This is a genomic window from Nocardia sp. NPDC101769 (assembly GCF_044766925.1).
Lineage (GTDB): Bacteria > Actinomycetota > Actinomycetes > Mycobacteriales > Mycobacteriaceae > Nocardia.
The window spans coordinates 523,803-543,390 of sequence record NZ_JBIWMX010000001.1 but is presented as its reverse complement, the minus strand read 5'-3'; the positions used below and the strand labels follow the sequence as shown (position 1 = coordinate 543,390).

Annotated in this window: 18 protein-coding genes; 13 read left to right on the top strand and 5 right to left on the bottom strand. The window is 68.0% G+C overall.

Annotated features, from left to right (window positions below; genetic code table 11):
- Positions 1 to 137: 137 nt before the first annotated feature.
- The 5 genes from ACIRRA_RS02190 to ACIRRA_RS02170 all read left to right on the top strand — a co-directional run bounded on the left by ACIRRA_RS02190 (position 138) and on the right by ACIRRA_RS02170 (position 6,020).
- Entirely contained in the window at positions 138 to 746 is a 609-nt protein-coding gene (locus ACIRRA_RS02190; protein ID WP_402761868.1) for a TetR/AcrR family transcriptional regulator, read from the top strand.
- Between the two features lie 83 nt (positions 747 to 829).
- Positions 830 to 1,981, top strand: a complete 1,152-nt coding sequence (locus ACIRRA_RS02185) for an acetyl-CoA C-acetyltransferase (RefSeq protein ID WP_402762255.1) — start codon at positions 830 to 832, stop codon at positions 1,979 to 1,981.
- A gap of 206 nt (positions 1,982 to 2,187) precedes the next feature.
- The gene (locus ACIRRA_RS02180) at positions 2,188 to 3,960 is read left to right on the top strand and encodes a multicopper oxidase family protein (protein WP_402761865.1); all 1,773 of its coding nucleotides are present in this window, start codon (positions 2,188 to 2,190) and stop codon (positions 3,958 to 3,960) included.
- Between the two features lie 68 nt (positions 3,961 to 4,028).
- The gene (locus tag ACIRRA_RS02175; RefSeq protein WP_402761863.1) at positions 4,029 to 4,436 is read left to right on the top strand and encodes a hypothetical protein; all 408 of its coding nucleotides are present in this window, start codon (positions 4,029 to 4,031) and stop codon (positions 4,434 to 4,436) included.
- A 204-nt stretch (positions 4,437 to 4,640) separates the two neighbouring features.
- Positions 4,641 to 6,020, top strand: a complete 1,380-nt coding sequence (locus tag ACIRRA_RS02170; RefSeq protein ID WP_402761861.1) for a uracil-xanthine permease family protein — start codon at positions 4,641 to 4,643, stop codon at positions 6,018 to 6,020.
- Here the strand turns inward: ACIRRA_RS02170 and ACIRRA_RS02165 are convergent.
- Positions 6,009 to 6,887 (bottom strand): metallophosphoesterase, encoded by an 879-nt coding sequence (locus tag ACIRRA_RS02165; protein ID WP_402761859.1) that lies wholly within the window; start codon positions 6,885 to 6,887, stop codon positions 6,009 to 6,011. The two genes, ACIRRA_RS02170 and ACIRRA_RS02165, sit on opposite strands and share 12 nt — an antisense overlap.
- A gap of 85 nt (positions 6,888 to 6,972) precedes the next feature.
- Between ACIRRA_RS02165 and ACIRRA_RS02160 the strand changes: the two genes are divergently transcribed.
- A complete protein-coding gene (locus tag ACIRRA_RS02160) occupies positions 6,973 to 7,806 on the top strand; it encodes an SDR family oxidoreductase (protein ID WP_402761856.1) in 834 nt (277 codons plus the stop codon).
- Positions 7,807 to 7,988: 182 nt separating this feature from the next.
- On the opposite strand, the gene ACIRRA_RS02155 is transcribed toward ACIRRA_RS02160, so the two are convergent.
- Entirely contained in the window at positions 7,989 to 8,900 is a 912-nt protein-coding gene (locus ACIRRA_RS02155) for an SDR family oxidoreductase (RefSeq protein WP_379383150.1), read from the bottom strand.
- A gap of 28 nt (positions 8,901 to 8,928) precedes the next feature.
- Positions 8,929 to 9,723 carry an SDR family oxidoreductase gene (locus ACIRRA_RS02150; RefSeq protein ID WP_379383149.1) on the bottom strand — a complete coding sequence of 265 codons (795 nt, stop codon included), beginning with the start codon at positions 9,721 to 9,723 and terminating at the stop codon, positions 8,929 to 8,931.
- A 50-nt stretch (positions 9,724 to 9,773) separates the two neighbouring features.
- Here ACIRRA_RS02150 and ACIRRA_RS02145 point away from each other — a divergent pair, with 50 nt between their 5' ends.
- From ACIRRA_RS02145 to ACIRRA_RS02115, 7 genes are all read left to right on the top strand, one after another.
- Positions 9,774 to 10,538, top strand: a complete 765-nt coding sequence (locus ACIRRA_RS02145) for an enoyl-CoA hydratase family protein (RefSeq protein WP_354831217.1) — start codon at positions 9,774 to 9,776, stop codon at positions 10,536 to 10,538.
- Between the two features lie 15 nt (positions 10,539 to 10,553).
- Positions 10,554 to 11,432, top strand: a complete 879-nt coding sequence (locus tag ACIRRA_RS02140) for a CoA transferase subunit A (RefSeq protein WP_402761852.1) — start codon at positions 10,554 to 10,556, stop codon at positions 11,430 to 11,432.
- A complete protein-coding gene (locus tag ACIRRA_RS02135; RefSeq protein WP_402761849.1) occupies positions 11,432 to 12,256 on the top strand; it encodes a CoA-transferase subunit beta in 825 nt (274 codons plus the stop codon). The genes ACIRRA_RS02140 and ACIRRA_RS02135 overlap by 1 nt, the downstream gene beginning before the upstream one ends.
- Positions 12,253 to 13,332: an NAD(P)H-dependent flavin oxidoreductase gene (locus tag ACIRRA_RS02130; protein ID WP_402761847.1), complete on the top strand. Its 1,080-nt coding sequence runs from the start codon at positions 12,253 to 12,255 to the stop codon at positions 13,330 to 13,332. Before ACIRRA_RS02135 ends, ACIRRA_RS02130 begins: the two co-directional genes overlap by 4 nt.
- Before the next feature lie 573 nt (positions 13,333 to 13,905).
- Positions 13,906 to 15,162, top strand: coding sequence for a hypothetical protein (locus tag ACIRRA_RS02125; RefSeq protein ID WP_402761844.1), 1,257 nt, complete (start codon positions 13,906 to 13,908; stop codon positions 15,160 to 15,162).
- A gap of 10 nt (positions 15,163 to 15,172) precedes the next feature.
- Positions 15,173 to 15,685, top strand: coding sequence for an ImmA/IrrE family metallo-endopeptidase (locus ACIRRA_RS02120; RefSeq protein WP_354831205.1), 513 nt, complete (start codon positions 15,173 to 15,175; stop codon positions 15,683 to 15,685).
- Positions 15,686 to 15,912: 227 nt separating this feature from the next.
- A complete protein-coding gene (locus ACIRRA_RS02115) occupies positions 15,913 to 16,944 on the top strand; it encodes a hypothetical protein (protein WP_402761841.1) in 1,032 nt (343 codons plus the stop codon).
- Between the two features lie 588 nt (positions 16,945 to 17,532).
- Here the strand turns inward: ACIRRA_RS02115 and ACIRRA_RS02110 are convergent.
- Both ACIRRA_RS02110 and ACIRRA_RS02105 read right to left on the bottom strand, forming a co-directional pair.
- Positions 17,533 to 17,949 carry a helix-turn-helix domain-containing protein gene (locus ACIRRA_RS02110; RefSeq protein WP_011207048.1) on the bottom strand — a complete coding sequence of 139 codons (417 nt, stop codon included), beginning with the start codon at positions 17,947 to 17,949 and terminating at the stop codon, positions 17,533 to 17,535.
- A gap of 358 nt (positions 17,950 to 18,307) precedes the next feature.
- Entirely contained in the window at positions 18,308 to 19,474 is a 1,167-nt protein-coding gene (locus ACIRRA_RS02105) for a steroid 3-ketoacyl-CoA thiolase (RefSeq protein WP_402761838.1), read from the bottom strand.
- Positions 19,475 to 19,588: the final 114 nt, after the last annotated feature.

The window sequence follows — 19,588 nt, the reverse complement described above, 5'->3', positions numbered from 1 at the left end:
TAGACCTCCGCCTTGGAGCGGGGGAGCGGAGCGGAGGAGGGAAGACCGAGGTAACAGGGCCGCGGCTCGCGACGCCGAAGGCGCCGCAACTGGACACCGTGGTGGACCAAGCAAATGCTTGGTTGTATATTGACGGGGTGACCCAACCTGACCCCTCCAAATCAGCACGTCGCACCGAGCTGCTCGGCCTGGCCGCGAACCTGTTCGCGGAACGGGGCCTGCGCGCCACCACGGTTCGTGACATTGCGGACGCGGCGGGGATTCTATCCGGGAGTCTCTACCACCACTTCGATTCCAAAGAAGCCATGGTGGACGAAATCCTGCGCGGGTTCCTCGACGACCTCTTCGGTCGCTACCGCGAAATCGTGGCGGCCGGCGTCCCCGCCCGCGACACGCTGGAAGCACTGGTCACCGCTTCCTACGAATCCTTCGATCGGTTCCACGCGGCCGTCGCCATCTACCAGGCCGAGGCCAAACGACTCAGCGGCACACCGCGATTCGACTACATCGCGGAATACAACAGCGAGTTCCGTGAGCTCTGGCACCAGGTGCTGGCCAACGGCGTCGCCGACGGCAGCTTCCGGCCCGAGATGGACATCGAACTGGCCTACCGGTTCCTGCGCGACACCGTCTGGGTATCGGTGCGCTGGTACCAGCCCGGCGGCCGGATCACCGTCGACAACCTCGCCAAGCAGTACCTGACCATCGTGCTCGACGGGCTCACCAGCCCCGAAGAACGCACATAACCAACGCTCAGCGACAACTTCACCGCAGCAGCAGCCAGTAGGAGTTCCCCATGTCAGCACCGTCCCGCCGCCAGTATTCGCCGATGCGTGAGGCGTATGTGATCGACGCCGTGCGCACCCCGGTCGGCAAGCGGGGCGGCTCGCTGGCCGCCGTGCACCCGGCCGATCTGGGCGCCGCCGCCATCAAGGGGCTCATCGAGCGCACCAACCTGGCCCCGGCCGCGGTGGACGACGTGGTGTTCGGCTGCTGCGACACCATCGGCCCGCAGGCCGGAAACATCGCGCGCACCTCGTGGCTGGCCGCGGGCTATCCCGAGTCGGTGCCGGGCGTGACCGTGGACCGGCAGTGCGGGTCCTCGCAGCAGGCCATCACCTTCGGCGCCCAGGCCATCATGTCCGGCACCGCCGAGGTGATCGTGGCCGGCGGCGTGCAGAACATGAGCGCCATCCCGATCTCCGCGGCCATGCTGGCCGGGCAGGCCTACGGCTTCGACTCGCCGTTCGTCGGCGCGCAGGGCTGGGACCACCGCTACGGCACCGGTGAAGTGTCGCAGTTCAATTCGGCCACCATGATCGCCGAGAAGTGGGACGTCTCCCGCCGCGACATGGAGGAGTGGGCGCTGCGCAGCAACGAGCGCGCCCGCAAGGCCATCGTGGACGGCAAGTTCGACCGCGAGATCGTGCCGGTCGGCGACTTCTGGATCGACGAGTGCCCGCGCGAGACCACCCTGGAGAAGATGGCCGGGCTGCAGCCGCTCGCCGAGGGCAGCCGCATCACCGCGGCCCTGGCCAGCCAGATCTCCGACGGCTCCAGCGCCACCCTGCTGGCCTCGGACTGGGCGGTCCAGGAGTACGGGCTCACCCCGCGGGCGCGCATCCACCACGTGAGCGCGCGCGGCGCGGACCCGATCTACATGCTGACCGCGCCCATCCCGGCCACCAAGTGGGCCCTGGAGAAGACCGGTCTGACCATCGACGACATGGACGTCATCGAGATCAACGAGGCCTTCGCCTCGGTGGTGCTGGCCTGGATCAAGGAGACCGGCGCCAACCCCGACAGGGTCAATGTCAACGGCGGCGCCATCGCGCTGGGCCACCCGCTGGGCGCGACCGGTGCCAAGCTGTTCGCCTCCCTGCTCAACGAGCTGGAGCGGGTGAACGGTCGCTACGGTCTGCTCACCATCTGTGAGGGCGGCGGCACCGCCAACGTCACCATCATCGAGCGCCTGGGCTAGTCCCGGTACGGCGTTTCGGAAGCGGCACACCGAGTTTCGCGGCGCGGAGAGTCGGAGCCGCGCCGCTTTCGCGTCTGGGGCCCGGCAACGTCCGCTATCGTCGGACGACGGGCCGGTTGACGGCGAAGTTATCCGGGGTGGGGACTGTGATGGACGAGTACCTGCCGAGAAGAGGTTTCCTCCTGGGGGCCTTCGGCTTAGCGGGCATGGGCTACACGGCTTCTGCGGCCGCCGATCCGGTCCCCCTGCCCCCGCCGCCCGTGCCGCTGCCACCGCTGCCCCCGCCGACGTTCACACCGTTCAACTACCATTCGCCCGCGCTGCAGCCATTCGTCGACGATCTGCCCATCCCCGAAACCCGGCGGGCTGCAGGGGAATTGGCAGCCACCTCGGGAACCCACCGCTATCACCGGGAACTGCCGGAGACCCGCAGCTGGGGCTTCGGGCAGCCGGTGCTCGGGCCGAACCTGGAGGCACATCGGGATCAGGTGGCGCGCATCGGTTTTCGTAACGAGCTGGGCACCCATGTGCTGGCCGAACATGTGGACCTGACCATGCACGGCGTCACCGAGCTGGATCGCACCGATCCCCGCTTCACCGTGCACCTGCACGGCGGCGCTAATTCCCCCGACTCCGACGGACACCCGCTCATCGGGTGGCGCAATGGCGGTGGGCCCAGCTTCGAGTACGGCAACCGGCAGGAGGCCGCGACCCTCTGGTATCACGACCACGCCATGGGGATCACCAGGTTGAACATCCAGGCCGGGCTGGCCGGAATGTATTACCTGCGCGACGAATTCGATACCGGCCGCGACGACAACCCGATCGGCCTGCCCAGCGGCGAGTTCGAGATCCCGCTCATCGTGCAGGACCGGACCTTCAATGCCGACGGCAGTCTGCAACCCATGGTGGCCACCTACATTCCACAGGGCTACAACCAATCCGGGCAGATGGGGGACGTGTGCTGCGTGAACGGGGTGGTGTGGCCGCGGCTCGAGGTGCGGCGCACCGTCTACCGGTTCCGGCTGCTCAACGGCTCCAACTCGCGGCCCTACATCTTCGGGTTCTCCAACGGCATGCTGTTCTTCGCGATCGGCGGGGATCTGGGCCTGCTGGACCGGCCGGTGCCGACACCGTCGATCCGGGTGAGCCCCGGTGAACGGGTGGACCTGCTCGTCGATTTCAGCGGCCTGAAGGACGGCGAGACCGTCGACCTGATCAATTCCGCCGAAAACGATTTCGGCAATGCCGTGTTCATGGCTCCCGAGCTGCGGCCAATCATGCGGTTCACGGGCGCCGGCGACGGACCGGCCCACGACATCCCGCGACTGCTGCGGGGCGGCCCCGGCCTACCGGACCCGCTGGAACCCACCTACCGGCCGGGCTCGGTGCGCACGGTGACGCTACTCGGCCTCAATGACGATTCCCGGGCCGCGGCGGTCTTCCCGACCATGATGTCGCTGAACAACCTGCCCTTCCTGAGCTCGGACATCGACATCGCGCGGACCGGGACCGTGGAACAGTGGGACATCGTCAACACCACCCCGTTCGACCACCCCATCCACCTGCACCTGGCCCGGATGCGGGTGATCGGCCGCCAGCCCATGCTCACCTCGGCCTACTTCTTCGCCAACTACCCGCCGGCGTTCGGCACCCGCTGGGCGCCCTCGGCCGACGGGTTCGCCATCGGGCCCCAGCAGGGGCCGCCGCCCTGGGAAGCCGGGTGGAAGGACACCATCGAGTGCCCGACCGACACCATCACCCGAATCCTGGTGAAGTGGCCGTCGGTCTCGGAGCTCGGCTTCGATCCCGATGCGGTGGTCCCCGTGCCGCCCGGCGCGGAGGCCATGGCGCCCACCGGTACCGGTATGGCGGGCGGTATGGCGGACACCCCGGCGATCCACGGCTATGTGTGGCACTGCCACAACCTCGACCATGCCGACCACGACATGATGCAGCAGATCCGCGTCCAGCCCTGACCTCCGCGGGGCGCGCGAAGTTGCCGGGATGCCACGGCATTTCGGCCGGGATTCCTACACTGCGTTGCATGTCGAGATCGGTGGAGGGCCGGTTCGAGGAGATAGCCCGCAAGGCCCGGCGGGTACAGGACGCCATCGACGGCGTGCGGGTTCGCGCCGACGTGGACGGGGTGCGGATCGTGGTCGCCACGGACGGCCGGATCGCCGCCCTGGAACTACCGGATTCGCGGATGGCACAGGCGATTTCGCGCGCGCACGAGCAGGCGCTCGCACGCGCAGTCGAATGCGCCGATCGCCTGCGAGGTGAACTCACCGCCGATCCCGCGGTGGCGACCGCCTGGCGTCTCTTGATGCGACCGGTCCCGGAGTCGTCGAAAACTACTGCGCCACACGATGACTTGGCACCGCCGCGAGGGGATGCCCCGAACCCGTACGCCCTGCCCGCCGCCGTCCGGCACCGCTACGGTCTGCCCTGAGCCGGGCGGCTGCCCGCACGGCGGGCGGGGTTGCGGGACATTGCCCAGGGGTGTGAAGACGGCCCGCCGGTCCGGCCCGGTGTACTCGCATCGCATCGGCCGGGCTCGGCGGGCAGGGTGGGGAGCGCGGCGGGAGCTGGGCGTTTGCTCTGATTAGGATGGCCGCGGACGTGTTTCGGGCCTTCGGGAGAAAGCGGGCGGTTCATGGATCTGGGTGTCCGCTGGAAGGTGCACGGCGACGGGCGCACCCCCGCGCCGGGGGCGGTGGTGCGGCCGGACGAGCGGCTGTCGTGGCCGCGCACCTTCGGGCTGGGCGCGCAACACGTGGTGGCCATGTTCGGCGCGAGTTTCGTTGCGCCCGTGCTGATGGGGCTCGATCCCAATCTCGCCATCATGATGTCGGGCGTCGCGACCGTGTTGTTCCTGCTCGCCACCCGCGGCCGGGTGCCCAGCTATCTGGGCTGCTCACTGTCGTTCGTGGGTGTGGCCGCGGTGATCCGGGCGCAGGGCGGCACTAGCGCGACGGTTACCGGCGCCTGCCTGGTGGTGGGCGCCGCGCTGTTCCTGATCGGCCTGGCCGTACAGCGGTTCGGCGCGCGCATCATTCACGCCGCCATGCCGCCGGTGGTGACCGGCGCGGTGGTCATGCTCATCGGTTTCAACCTGGCCCCGGTCACCGCCGCGACCTACTGGCCGCAGGATCAGTGGACCGCGCTGCTGGTCATGCTGTTCACCGGTCTCGCCGTGGTGGGCCTGCGCGGATTCTTCGCGCGTATCGCGATCTTCCTGGGCCTGGTGTTCGGGTACGGGCTCTCGTGGGTGCTGGACCGGGTGTTCGGGCAGATCCATTCGGCGGACGGCAGCGGCAAGGTCACCGCTCACTGGCGGCTGGATCTGTCCGGTGTGGCCAAGGCGGATTGGCTCGGCCTGCCCAGCTTCCATGCCCCGTCCTTCCAGTGGTCGGCGGTGCTGGTGGCGCTGCCGGTGGTGATCGCGCTGGTCGCAGAGAACGCCGGGCACGTGAAGGCGGTCGGCGAGATGACCGGCGCCGATCTGGACGACAAGCTCGGCACCGCCATCGCCGCAGACGGCGCGGCCTCCATGCTGTCCACCGCGGTCGGCGGCCCGCCCAACACCACCTACTCGGAGAACATCGGTGTCATGGCCGCCACCCGGGTGTACTCCACGGCCGCCTACTGGGCCGCCGCGTTCTTCGCGCTGCTGTTCGGCCTGTGCCCCAAGTTCGGGGCCATCGTCGCGGCCATTCCGGGCGGGGTGCTGGGCGGGATCACCGTCATCCTGTACGGCATGATCGGCCTGCTGGGCGCGCAGATCTGGACCAATGCCAGGGTCGATCTCCGCAATCCGCTGAACCTGGTGCCCGCGGCCGCGGGGCTGATCATCGGTATCGGCAATGTGAGCATGAAGTTCACCAGCAACTTCACCCTGAGCGGCATCGCCCTGGGCACCCTGGTCGTCATCACCGGCTACCACGTGCTGCGTGTCTTCGCGCCCGCGCACTTCAAAGTGGAAGAGCCGCTCCTGGACGAAGGCACCTCCTCCTATGACGAATCAGGCGGGTAGCGAACGGGGTTCGGCCTCGGCCGGCCCGTCGGCCTGCTCCCCGGCGTAGGGCAGCTGCAGCACGTACCAGGAGTGTTCGGACGAGTACTCCAGATACTGCGAGGCTTCCGGGTCGCAGGCCAGCCCCTCGATCCGGGTCCACTGCCCGTCACCGGAGGCGATGGTGTCGGTGTAGCGGACGTGCAGGTGGCCGTGGAACAGCACGCTGGGCCGCAGGGCCCGCACCACCCGCTGGATGCGGTCCTGGTTGGGATAGCACTCGTCCTTGTCCTTGCGATTCCACTTCGGCTGCGAGGCGCGCGGTTTGTCGTGGGTGAGCAGCACGTCCACCGGTGAGCTGTCGGCCTCGAGCTGGTCGGTCAGTTCGGCGTCGGTCATCTCCTCCTCCGGAAACCACAGCATGCCCGCGGTCTCCGGCCGTTTGGAGGAGCCGTAGCTTCGTCGCTTGGCGACCTGCTCGGCCTTGCGGGCCTCCCGGGCCAGCCGCCAGCCCTTGTCGGTGGAGCGCGCGCCGCCGAAGGCGGCGAAGCTGGTGCCCTCCCAGGTCCAGCGGTGCCCGCGCGGGGCATACCGGAGGTGCTTGCGGCACACCAGGAATCCCTCGTCGTCGGGATGCTCGTCGTAGAGCTCGTGCAGCAGCGAGCTCTTGTCGTGGTTCCCGTCCAGGAAGTACACGGTGACCCCGGCGCGCTTGGCCGCCTTGTTCACCACGTCGAAATACCGCCGCCCCGAGTGCATGTGCTCCCACGCCCCGAAGTCCCCCACCGCGAACATCCGCGCGCAGTCGTTACGCGCCGCGACCCGCACCAATGCCAGCGCATGCGCGGTGTTCCCGTGCAGGTCTCCGACAACCAGGACGTTCCCCATCGCCACATGGTGACACCCCCGTCCCCGGACGGCATCCGCAATTCCCGCACGCCGCCTTCGGCCAGCCCGAATTAGGCTGACCTCCATGAACTCTGTGTTGGTTACCGGCGCGGCACGAGGCATCGGCAAGGCCGTCTGCCTGCGTCTGGCGCAGCAGAACTGGCAGGTCTACGCCGGCGTCCGCAAGCTCTCCGACGGTGAGGCGCTGGTCGCGGCGGACTCCCGTATCACTCCGGTCGTCCTCGATGTCACGAATCCGGACCACATCGCCGCCCTCGACGAGGTGCTGCCCGCCGACCTGACGGCCGTGGTCAACAATGCCGGCATCGTCGTCGACGGTCCGGTCGAGCTCCTCGATCTGAACACCCTCCGAAACCAGTTCGAGGTCAATGTCTTCGGTGCGGTCGCGGTCACCCAGGCCGTCCTCCCGCGGCTGCGCGCCACTCGCGGCCGCGTGGTCTTCATCTCCTCGCTGTCCGGCCGTATCTCCATCCCCGGGACCGGCGCCTACAACTCCTCGAAGTTCGCCCTCGAGGGCCTGGTCGACGCCCTCCGGGTGGAGCTGCGCCCCTGGGGAATCCACACGTCCCTCATCGAGCCGGGGCCGATCGCCACCGACCTCTGGTTCGGAGCGACCGACATGGTCGACACCACCACCGCCCACCTCACCGACGCCCAGCGCGAGCTCTACAGCACCCACCTCGCGGGCCTGCGCAAGATGTCCCAGCAGGTCCCGAAGATCGCGGCCCCGGTCGACTCGGTCGTCAAGGAGGTCGAAAAGGCCCTCACCGCAAAGCACCCCAGAGCCCGCTACATCCCGGGCCTAGCCGGAAAGATCCAGGTCATCGCCACTACCCTGACCCCAACCCCGGTCCTGGACACCCTGTTCGCCCTGGTTTCCGGCATCCGCAAGAAGTAGCGGGCACGGCGCGGCGTTGTGCCGGAGCAGATCAGTAATCGGGTACGGAACGACCGGTTTCGCGAGATCGGGGTAACGCAGCTGGTACGTCCGGAACTGTCGAGGGCATCCGACCGCCGGCGCGGAATGCCGACGATCGGGGCTCTCTGCCGCCCGCTGATGGCCCGAAGAGGCGGGGGAGGTTACGCGCCGTAGACCGGCTCCGGGGTGGTGGCCTTGGACAGCAGGTCGCGCACGACCGGGCCCAGCTCGGCCGGCTCCCAGCGGGCGCCGCGGTCGATGGAGACGCCGTGGCGCCAGCCGTCGGCGACGGTCACCTTGCCGCCCTCGACCTCGAACATGCGGCCCGTGACACCGGCGGAGTCGGCGCTGCCCAGCCAGACAACCAGCGGCGAGACGTTTTCGGGGGCCATGGCGTCGAAGCCGTCCTCGGGGGCGGCCATCATGTCGGCGAAGACCGTCTCGGTCATGCGGGTGCGGGCCGCCGGGGCGATGGCGTTGACGGTGATGCCGTAGCGCGCGAATTCGGCCGAGGCGGTGAGGGTCAGGCCCGCGATGCCGGACTTGGCCGCGGAGTAGTTGCCCTGGCCGACCGAGCCGAGCAGGCCGGCGCCGGAGCTGGTGTTGATGATGCGGGCCTCGGGGGTGCGACCGGCCTTGGCCTCGTTGCGCCAGTACTCGGCGGCGTGCCGCATGGGCGCGAAGTGGCCCTTGAGGTGCACCTTGATGACCGCGTCCCACTCGTCCTCGGCGAGGTTGACCAGCATGCGGTCGCGGACGATGCCGGCATTGTTGACCAGTACGTCCAGGCGGCCGAAGGTGTCGACGGCGGTCTGGATCAGGCGGCGCGCGCCCTCCCAGTCGGAGATGTCGTCGCCGTTCACGATGGCCTCGCCGCCGAGGGCCTTGATCTCCTCGACGACCTGCGCGGCCGGGGAGTCGGGGCTCGGGGCGCCGTCGAGTTCGGCGCCGAGGTCGTTCACGACCACCTTCGCGCCGGCGGCGGCGAAGGCGAGGGCGTGGGCACGGCCGATGCCACGACCGGCGCCGGTCACGATGACGACGCGGCCGTCGCAGATCTTGTTGTCGGTCATATCGATTACCTCTTCGTGTTCGATCGGTCTAGTGACCCGAGACGGCGGGGACGTCTGCGGTGGATGCTTCGAGGAAGGCGGGCTTCTCGCCGCCGCCGTGCACGAGTAGCGCGCTGCCGGTGACATACGCGGCCAGGGGCGAGGCCAGGAACGCGGCGGTGCGACCGATGTCCTCGGGCGTCGCCATGCGCTGCATGGGAACCGTTCGGCTCACCGAGGCGATGCCCTCCTCGTCGCCGTAGTGCAGGTGCGAGGACTCGGTGTTGACCAGGCCGCAGATGACGGAGTTCATCCGGACCTTCGGAGCCCACTCCACCGCGAGCGACGAAACCAGGCTGTCCACACCGGCTTTGGCCGCGCCGTAGGCCGCGGTGCCCGGCGAGGGCCGATGCCCGGAGACGCTGGAGATCATCACGATCGATCCGCCCGTCTCCTGCTTCTGCATCACCTCGTTGGCCACCTGCGAAACCAGTAGTGGCGCCAGCAGATTCAGCTGCACGATCTTGGCGTGGAAGTTGGCACTGGCGTCGGCGGCCAGGGCGAAGGGCGCGCCACCGGCATTGTTCACCACGGTGTCGAGCCGCCCGTACTTCGCGACGATGGCCTCGATCAGCCCGCGCACCGAGTCGGGGTCGCGCACATCGCAGGGCAGGAAGTCGATGCCGCGGCCATTGCTCTCGACGGGGGTGTCGCCGGGCCGTCGCGCACAGGCCACCACGGTCGCGCCCGCGTCCAGGAAGACCCGGCTGATGCCGGCGCCGACACCGCGCACGCCGCCGGTGACCAAGACGACCGAGCCGGACAGGTTTACTTCGATTCCCACCGTGATAACCTACCAAGCACTTGCTTGTTTTGCCAACGATGGGACATTCGATGGGGATCAACCGTCACACCGAAACCGAGGGCGTCGAAGTCGTCACTGTCGACTACCCGCCGGTCAACGCGCTGCCTTCCGACGGCTGGTTCGCCCTGGCCGACGCCGTCACCCAGGCCGGCCGCAACCCGGAGACCCGGGTCGTCGTGCTGCGCGCCGAGGGCCGCGGCTTCAACGCGGGCGTGGATATCAAGGAGATGAACGCGGATACCGGGCACACCGCCCTGATCCGGGCCAACCACGGCTGCTTCGCCGCCTTCGCCGCGATCTACGACTGCGAGGTTCCGGTCGTCACCGCCGTCAACGGCTTCTGCCTCGGCGGCGGCATCGGCCTGGTCGGCAACTCCGATGTCATCGTCGCCTCCGACGACGCGACCTTCGGCCTCCCCGAGGTCGACCGCGGCGCGCTCGGTGCGGCCACCCACCTGGCGCGACTGGTCCCCCAGCACCTGATGCGGACCATGTTCTACACCGCGGGCACCCTCACCGCGCAGCAGCTGCACCACTACGGCTCGGTCTTCAAGGTGGTGCCGCGCGCCGAACTCGACGCCGCCGCCATGGAGGTCGCCAAGAACATCGCCAACAAGGACGGCCGCGTCATCCGTGCCGCCAAGAAGGCGCTCAACGGCATCGACGTGCAGGACGTGCATCGCTCCTACCGCTTCGAGCAGGGCTTCACCATGGAGCTCAACCTCGCGGGCGTGGCCGACGAGATCCGGGCGCGCTTCGACGACGATCTGGCCGCTCAGAAAAAAGCAAAGTAGAAGGGGCGAAATAATATGCGCGACAAGCGAATGAGCCTCGACGAGGTCGTCGGCGAGCTCCGCAGCGGCATGACCATCGGCATCGGCGGCTGGGGTTCCCGGCGCAAGCCGATGGCCTTCGTGCGCGCCCTGCTGCGTTCGGATGTCACCGATCTGACGGTCGTCACCTACGGCGGCCCGGATCTGGGCCTGCTGTGCTCGGCGGGCAAGGTGCGCAAGGCCTACTACGGCTTCGTGTCCCTGGACTCCGCGCCGTTCTACGACCCGTGGTTCGCCAAGGCCCGCACCGAGGGCGCGATCACCGTGCGCGAGATGGACGAGGGCATGGTTAAGTGCGGGCTGCAGGCCGCGGCGGCCCGCCTGCCGTTCCTGCCCATCCGCGCCGGATTGGGTTCTGCCGTCATCGATTTCTGGGAGGGTGAGCTCGAGACCATCCAGTCCCCGTACGCCGATGCCGACGGCCGCCGCGAAACCCTCGTCGCCATGCCCGCTTTGAACCTGGATGCCGCCTTCGTGCACCTGGACCTGGGTGACAAGCACGGCAATGCCGCCTACACCGGCGTCGACCCGTACATGGACGACCTGTACATGCTCTCCGCCGAGAAGCGCTACCTGTCGGTGGACCGCCTCGTCGAGACCGAGGAACTGGTGAAAGCCGTTCCGACGCAGGCCCTCATCCTCAACCGCATGATGGTCGACGGGGTGGTCGAGGCCCCCGGCGGCGCGCACTTCACCTTCTCCGGCAGCTACGGCCGCGACGAGAAGTTCCAGCGCCACTACGTCGAGGCCGCCAAGACGCCCGAGTCGTGGGCCGAGTTCAAGGCTCGCTACCTGGACGTGTCCGAGGCCGAATACCAGGCCGCCGTCAAGGCTTTCGCCGAGGAGCAGAAGTAATGACCGAAAACAACACTGCATCGCGTAGCGATTCCCACAGGGATGGCGGCGGGGCGACGGGTGGGCCCATTACTCGGGCCGAGATCTGCGTTGTCGCCGCCGCCGAGATCTTCCGGGGTGCGGGCGAGATCATGGCCTCGCCCATGTCCACCGTCACCACCATCGGCGCGCGGCTGGCGCGGCTCACCTTCGAGCCGGACCTGCTGCTGTCCGACGGTGAGGCGCTGTTCTTCGCCGAGGTCCCGCCGATCGGCGGCAAGGCGCCCATCGAGGGCTGGATTCCGTTCTCGAAGGTCTTCGATGTGGTGAATTCCGGTCGGCGCCATGTGGTCATGGGCGCCAACCAGATCGACAAGTACGGCAACCAGAACCTGTCCGCGTTCGGTCCGCTGCAGCAGCCGACCCGGCAGATGTTCGGTGTGCGCGGCGCGCCGGGCAACACCATCAACCACGCCACCAGCTACTTCGTGCCCAAGCACAACAAGCGGGTGTTCACCGAGTCGGTCGACATCGTCTCCGGAATCGGTTACGACAAGATCGATTCCGAGAACCCGGCCTACCGGTTCCACCACCTGCACCGGGTGGTGTCGAACTTGGGCGTGTTCGACTTCAACGGACCGGACCACACCTTGCGCGCGCTGTCGCTGCACCCGGGTGTGACCGCCGACGAGGTCGCGGAGAACACTTCGTTCGAGATCGCGGGGCTGGCCGAGGCGGGCGCTGGGACATTGCAAGAGACCCGTTTGCCCACCGAGGAAGAGCTCACCATCATCCGGACCGTGCTGGACCCCAAGGGCTTCCGCGAGAAGGAAGTGACGGCATGACCGCGCAACGGCTCAAGACGCCGCTGACCGAACTGGTCGGCATCGAGCACCCGATCGTGCAGACCGGCATGGGCTGGGTCGCCGGTCCGGGCCTGGTCGCGGCCACCGCGAATGCGGGCGGCCTCGGCATCCTCGCCTCGGCGACCATGACCCTCGACGAGCTCGAGGTGGCCATCGCCAAGACGAAGGCCAAGACCGACAAGCCCTTCGGCGTGAACATCCGCGCCGACCTGTCCGACGCGCCCGACCGCATCGACATGATGATCCGCGACGGCGTGAAGGTGGCCTCCTTCGCGCTGGCTCCCAAGAAGGAGCTCATCGCCAAGCTCAAGGACAACGGCGTGGTCGTCATGCCGTCCATCGGCGCGGCCAAGCACGCGGTCAAGGTCGCCTCCTGGGGCGCGGACGCGGTGATCGTGCAGGGCGGTGAGGGCGGTGGCCACACCGGTTCCGTCGCGACCACGCTGCTGCTGCCGTCCGTCCTCGACGCCGTCGACATCCCGGTGGTCGCCGGTGGCGGTTTCTTCGACGGGCGCGGCCTGGCCGCCGCGCTGTCCTACGGCGCGGCCGGCGTCGCCATGGGCACCCGCTTCCTGCTCACCCAGGACTCGAGCGTCCCGGACTCGGTCAAGCAGGAGTACCTCAAGCGCGGACTGCAGGACACCGTCGTCTCCAAGAAGGTCGACGGCATGCCGCACCGCGTGCTGAACACCGAGCTGGTGGACAAGCTGGAGCACTCCAGCGGCCTGCGCGGACTGACCGCCGCCGTCTCGAACGCCGTCAAGTTCAAGAGCATGACCGGCATGAAGTGGTCGACCATGATCAAGGACGGCATCGGCATGCGCAAGCAGAAGGGCCTCACCTGGTCCCAGGTCATCATGGCCGCCAATACCCCGATGCTGCTGAAAGCCGGTCTGGTGGAGGGCAATACCCACGCGGGCGTGCTCGCCTCCGGTCAGGCCGCGGGCATCATCGAGGACCTGCCCACGGTGCAGGACCTCATCGACCGCATCATCACCGAGGCCATCGAGCGCATCGACAGCCTCAACACCTACCGCGTCACCACCACCGCCTGACGCGTCCCCGAACGTGCGCGGCCACCACAGCCCGACCGCGCACCTGGATCCGGCCAACCCTCGGATCCTTGCGCGCGCCCATCCGGCGCGCGCCGAGCCGTCCCCGGAACCTCTCGCCCGGGGGCGGCTTCGCGCGTTTGTCGACCGGTAACGCAACGTTGCGGTCCCTCCGTGCGGATCCGTGTCGTGCCGGCTCGGGCGCCTGTGGGTTAGCTGATTTTTGCCTGATTTGTCAGCTTTCACGCGAGCCGCGAAGGCTCACAGCCATCCGGATTCGGCGGTGAGGTCTGCCTCGGAATGCCTGGCCCGGGCCAATTGGCCTGGGCCGCTGGTGATATTGGCCAGATAGGGTGTCGCGCAGGCGTACGGTTTGCGGCCGCCCCTAATGCAATCGGGGACTTGCGCGGATTGCTGTGATGACCGGTACGATGGCCGCGTTCCGCAACGGTCCGGCAATCGGGGCGACAGTGTGAGCTCGATACCTGTCCCGATCTGCCTGGTGCGGATCGGGATTCCGTACCCCGGGTGCGGAGGAAGCCAAGTGCGCGGTATCGATGAGGGGATGGCTGTCGCATGATCGTCGATCGTGCAATGCGCCTGGTGGCAGTGATCGCAGCTGTCACCGGTTCGGCGCTGCTCGGGCCCGCGGTTGCCGATGCGCAGCCGGGTGGCATCCCGCTCGATCCCGTACCCGCGGGCCAGAATCCGGCCATGCCCGAGCCCGGCCGTTCGCAACCGCAGGCGCCCGCTGTCACGCAACCCCGGGCAATTGATGCCTCTCGGCCGCAGCCCGTCACCCCGGTGGCCGGGCCGCAGGATCTGCTGTCCATGCTGCTCGCGCTCGGAACCGGCTCGGCCGGTGTCGGTTCCGCCGGTGTCGGCTCGGCCGCGGTCGGTTCGGCCGGACTGGGCGCCGTGCTGGGCGGTACCGGTTCTGCGGCCCTGGCCACCGGCTCCGCCGTAACCGGTTCCGCCGGTGCTGGATTGGGTTCGGCTATCGCCGGTACCGGCTCGGCCGGGTCGGCCACCGGTTCCGCCGCGCTCGGAAGCGGTTCCGCCGCAGTCGGTTACGCCGGACTCGCTACCGCGGGCGTGCTCGGCCTGGGTTCGGCGGGCGTCGGTTCCGCGGGCGTGGGCACCGGTTCCGCGCTGCTCGGCCTGCTGCTCGGCACCGGTTCGGCCGCGACGGGTTCGGCCGGGCTGGCAGCGCTGTGCACCGGTTCCGCCGGAATCGGTTCCGCCGGTGTGGGGTCCGCGCTCGGTGCGCTCACCGGCCTGGGCTCGGCCGGCACCGGCGCGGGTTCGGCCGCGACGGGCTCGGGTGTCGGTTCGGCCGGGGCGGGTTCCGCCGCCGGTTCGGCCGATCTCGGTTCGGCCGCGGTGGGTTCCGCGGCCGCCGGTTCGGCGGGGCTCGGTTCCGCCGCCGTCTGCGCCTCGCCCTTGCTGCTGTTGCTGATCCCGCCGCCCGCCGCACCCGCGGTGCCGCCGGTGCCGCTGGATATTCCGCAGCCCCCGGCCGTGCCGCAGCTGCCCGCCGTGGTGGCCCCGGCGGCCGCGCTGCCCGAGCCGGAGGTCGCGCCCGCGGCGCCACCGCCTCCGCCGCCCCCCGCGTCGGCGCCCGCTCCCGTTCTGGCCCAGCCGAATCCGGATGTGAAGCCGACCTCGAACAACGCCCCGCTGCCGCCCTGGAAGCCACTGTCGGTGATCGGCGGGCTGATCGCCATGGCGCTGGTGGGCACCGGCTCGGGCGCGGTGAGCTTCCAGAGCGCGTCCGCGGCCCAGGCGCGCGTCGATGCCGCGCGCGCTGATTTCTTCGGACCGAGGGTATGAGAGGACCACGATGACCGGGAGCAAGGCTCATAGCATCGGGTCCTACCGCCGGGTGGCCGCCGCGGTGGACGCGGTGTGCGCGGTGGCCGCCGATTTCGACGCCACCGACCTGGACGAGGTGGTGCTCGCCATCTCGGCGGAGCGGCGGCGGATCATCGAGATCGCCAGTGCCCAACTGGGTCCGGGCGTGTGCGGCCAGCGCCGCAGCTATCCGGACCGGGATGTGATCGTGCTGGCGCAGTCGCTGCCCAGCCGTGAGCACACCCTCGCGCACGAGTTGGGGCACATCGTCTTCGACCATCCGGGCGAGGCGGCGACCGAGGTGGTGCTGGAGGCCAGCGACGATCTCATCGCCTACATGCTCAGCCAGCGCGCGCATCAGAAAGCCATCGATCTGGGCGACGACGAGCAATGCGAGTGGGAGGCGGAGACTTTCGCGAGCATGCTCATGACCCGCCTGCGCGTGTTCAACAGCCGAGGCGCGGGCGTCTCGGTCCTTCGATTCGATGAGGCGCTGGGATGACCGGGTCAGGCCTCGGAGGAGGCAGCGTGCGTAACCACGGAGAGGCCCTCGGTCATCCTCGAAAGGATGCGGCATGACCGGGTCAGGCCTCGGAGGAGGCAGCGTGCGTAACCACGGAGAGGCCCTCGGTCATTCCCGAAAGGATGCGGCATGACCGGGTCAGGCCTCGGAGGAGGCAGCGTGCGTAACCACGGAGAGGCCCTCGGTCATCCTCGAAAGGATCCGGCATGACCTTCTGGGTGACGGCCATGCTGGTGTGGATGGCCTCGGGTGCACGTGTCGGGCGCGTGCTGGTGAAACCGGCGACCACCGCGCGGGTCGCGGTCGTGATCGCGGTGGCCACGGTGGCGCTGGCGGTGACCGTCGGCGTGCCGGAAATCGCTCTGGCCGTTGACCATGTGGCGCCGGGTGGCATGCACGGCCAGTGGCTGGGCGACCGGGTGGTCACCGCGGCGTGGATCATGTTCGCCACCGCCACCTCGGTGGTGGCGGCCGCGGCGTGGCCGGTGGTGTCGCGCCGCAATCTGCGTCAGATCGGCATGATGATCTACGCCGGCGGTGCGATCGCCATGATTCTCACGCTGCTCTGGTCGCTCACCTTCGGCTGGGTGATCGTGCTGCTGGAGTGTGTGTTCATCGTGATTACCGGTGTGCGCAACCTGGATTGGACCACCCTGGGCCGCGGCATCGCGCTCTACATCACCGGGACCGCGGTGGTCGGTGTGCTGGCGGCGATGTCGATTCGCCGCCAGCTGCGCGACGAGCCGATGCCGAAGCCGGGCGACGAGGGCTGGTTCTGGCCGATGTGGCAGATCGCGGCCATGTTCATCGCCATCGGCGCGGTGTGGATCGTGATCGAGCTGTGGTGGCGAGCCCGGGTGCTGCTCAAGCAGATTCGCACCCTGCACCGGGTACTGATCGCGCGCTTCCCGGAGGTGGTGGCGCATGAGCAGACCGGATCGGGCACTCAGCTCAAGGCCTCCGATCAGGTCGCGCAGATCATGGACGCGCTCTACCTGCAGTCCGGTGGCGGTGTGGAGTTGGCCGGGGCGGGTACGCCACCGGTCTCGGTGGCCGAGCGCGCGCAACGAGTGGCCGAGTGGGCGCGAAATCCGTTCGGCGAGGCGGTGATCGACGGTCGCTGGATCTCGCCGCCGGCCGGAGTCGGTCCGCGCGGCTGGGTGCAGGCCATCGCCCGCGCCTACGACGCGATGGCGGCCGCGTCGCCGAGCACGATTCAGAGCTCCGCGCAACGGTAGTCATTACTTTTCCATTACTATTCGGCGGATCTGCGCATTACCCCTTCGGCAGGCTCTGAACTTGATCACGCGGAGATCACCGACTCAATTGCGATGTTGTCTCAAATGCGCAAGACCCGTACTGCGCGCGATTGCCAAGGGTGTGGCATTCCGGTGGGCCCTGCACGATGAGACTTCGTATCCGAGGTTTCGTCTCATCGAACCCGTCGTGCGTAGTACGGGACTTTGCTTGTCAGTAGATGTTGTCACTCTTGCTTGTCGCGGATGGTGCATTGGGGGCCGAAACACTCACAGTGCACACAACGACATAGTGCACAAAACAACTCATTAGACCGACCGGACTCGCCCAGTCGGCGTTATGCCAGGTTTGTGCATACTGCACCAGCGCAGGAGTCTACGCCACATGGCCTCAGCGCGCTGAGACCGGTGCAACATCCTTCACTTGGACCGAATGGCCCGGCAGGACACCGGCACTGCCCTGCAAGCAGTGCCGGTGACCCGCTTATGTCGAGTCCGGAGCAAGCCCTGTAACAAGCCAACACAGTGCGGCCTCCGAGCTAGCCGCACTGTGTTGCTCTGTGGCAGTGCCTATTCCGTGCCGTCCGGAGGAATTTCGGGCAGTCCTTCGCTGGCCCGCAACTTCTCCGCCATGGAGGTGAGGAGGTTCTGAGACTCTTCGGACAGGTCGAACGCCCTACTCGACAGACGACGGAGTCCATAGCCCTGCAGCTGGGACAGCAGCTCGAGATCGTGATCGATCTTCGCTGCGTAGATGTCGTTGAAGAAGTAGTCCGGCTTGACCTTGAAGAACTTTGCCAACGCTGCCACCGTCTCATCCGACGGGTTCGTGCGCTGTCCCGACCGCAACTGTGACAGATACGGTTTCGAGATCGGATGGCCGGATGCCGTCAAGGCAGCCGCCACCTCCGCGTTCGTGTGCGGCTTACGCCCCGGGGGATGCACGGTTTCGAACAGCTTGTTCAGCCGCGCCGCGAAATCAGCCATTGTGAGCCGCCCAATTCCCTTCGCTGTACTAACAGTCGTTATCTCGGATACGTATCATTGATATTAGCGGCTCAGTAACTGAAAACCTGCGCCTGATTCGCGATTTCCTTGAAGCTTCTAGGCGGTGATCCGCTTCACCCACTGCGGCTTGGGCGTTTGCGGGCCAACCCCACGGTTCTTGCCGAGCGCTTAAGAGCCCCGGTTCTGGCCCGTCGCGAGGCTCTTCCCGGACGGGCCATGGGTAGCCATAAGATAGCTGACGTCTCATCGTCTCATCTGTACCGGTGATTGTGTGGCGTACGCCACGTTTCACGGCCAGCAGGATGAACGTTCAACCTGGCCGAAAATCATTGAGGGACTAGATCCGTTCGATGATCGTGCCCGTCGCGAGGGCGCCGCCGCAGCACATCAGGACCATGGCGGTGCTCTTGTCCGAGCGCTCCAGCTCGTGCAAAGCCGTTGTGATCAAGCGGGATCCGGTGCTGCCCACCGGGTGGCCGAGCGCGATGGCGCCGCCATTGACGTTGACGCGATCGAAATCCGGCTTGTGCACCGAGGCCCACGACAGCACCACGGACGCGAAAGCCTCGTTGATCTCGAACAAGTCGATGTCGGAGATGCTCATGCCACTGCGCTCGAGCAGTCGCTCGCACGCTTGAACGGGACCGTCCAGGTGGAATTCGGGCTCGCCGCCGACCAGGCACTGCGCCACGATGCGGGCGCGCGGGCGCAATCCCTCACGCTGCGCGGCCTTTTCGTCCATGAGCAGTACCGCGGCCGCGCCGTCGGAGATCTGCGAGGAGGTGCCGGCGGTGTGAATTCCGCCCTCCAGCACCGGCTTCAGCTTCGCCAGGCCCTCGCGGGTGGTCTCGCGCAGCCCCTGGTCGCGGCTGACGTCGGCGAACTCGCCGGTGAGGTTGCCCTCCTTGTCCACCTGCGGCGCGTTCTTGATGGTCAGCACCTCGCGGTCGTAACGGCCCTCCGCCCACGCCTGCGCGGCCAGCCGCTGCGAGCGCTCGCCCAGCTCCTCGACATCGTCGCGAGTGATGCCGCGCCGCTTGGCGATTCGCTCGGCGGCCTCGAACTGGTTGGGCATGTCGATGTTCCAGGACGCGGGCCGGCGCGGGCCGGCGTGCGTTCCGACATTGGCGCCCAACGGAACATGGCTCATGGACTCGATGCCGCAGGCCATGCCGACCTCGATGGCGCCGGTGGAGATGAGGCCGGCCACCAGGCCCGCGGCCTGCTGCGCCGAACCGCACTGGTTGTCGATGGTGACCGCACCGGTCTGCCACGGCAGCCCGGCGTGCAGCCAGGCGGTGCGGGTGACGTTGTTGCCCTGCTCGCCGACCTGCATGACGCAGCCGCCGACGACCTGTTCGACCAGCGCCGGATTCAGTTCCGCGCGCTCGAGCACGCCCTGCTGTGCCGCGCCCAGCAGCTCGGCGGCGTGCAGGCCGGCCAGCCAGCCATTGCGCTTGCCGATGGGCGTGCGGGCGGCCTCGACGATGACGGGAGTACCCATGTCTTTCCTTCCGGATTAGAACTGCAACGAGTTCACAACCAGTAACGTAAGCCTGTTCCGGACCAATACCTAGTCCCTTCTCTTGTTTTACCTCCTGTGCTTCAATAGCGGTAG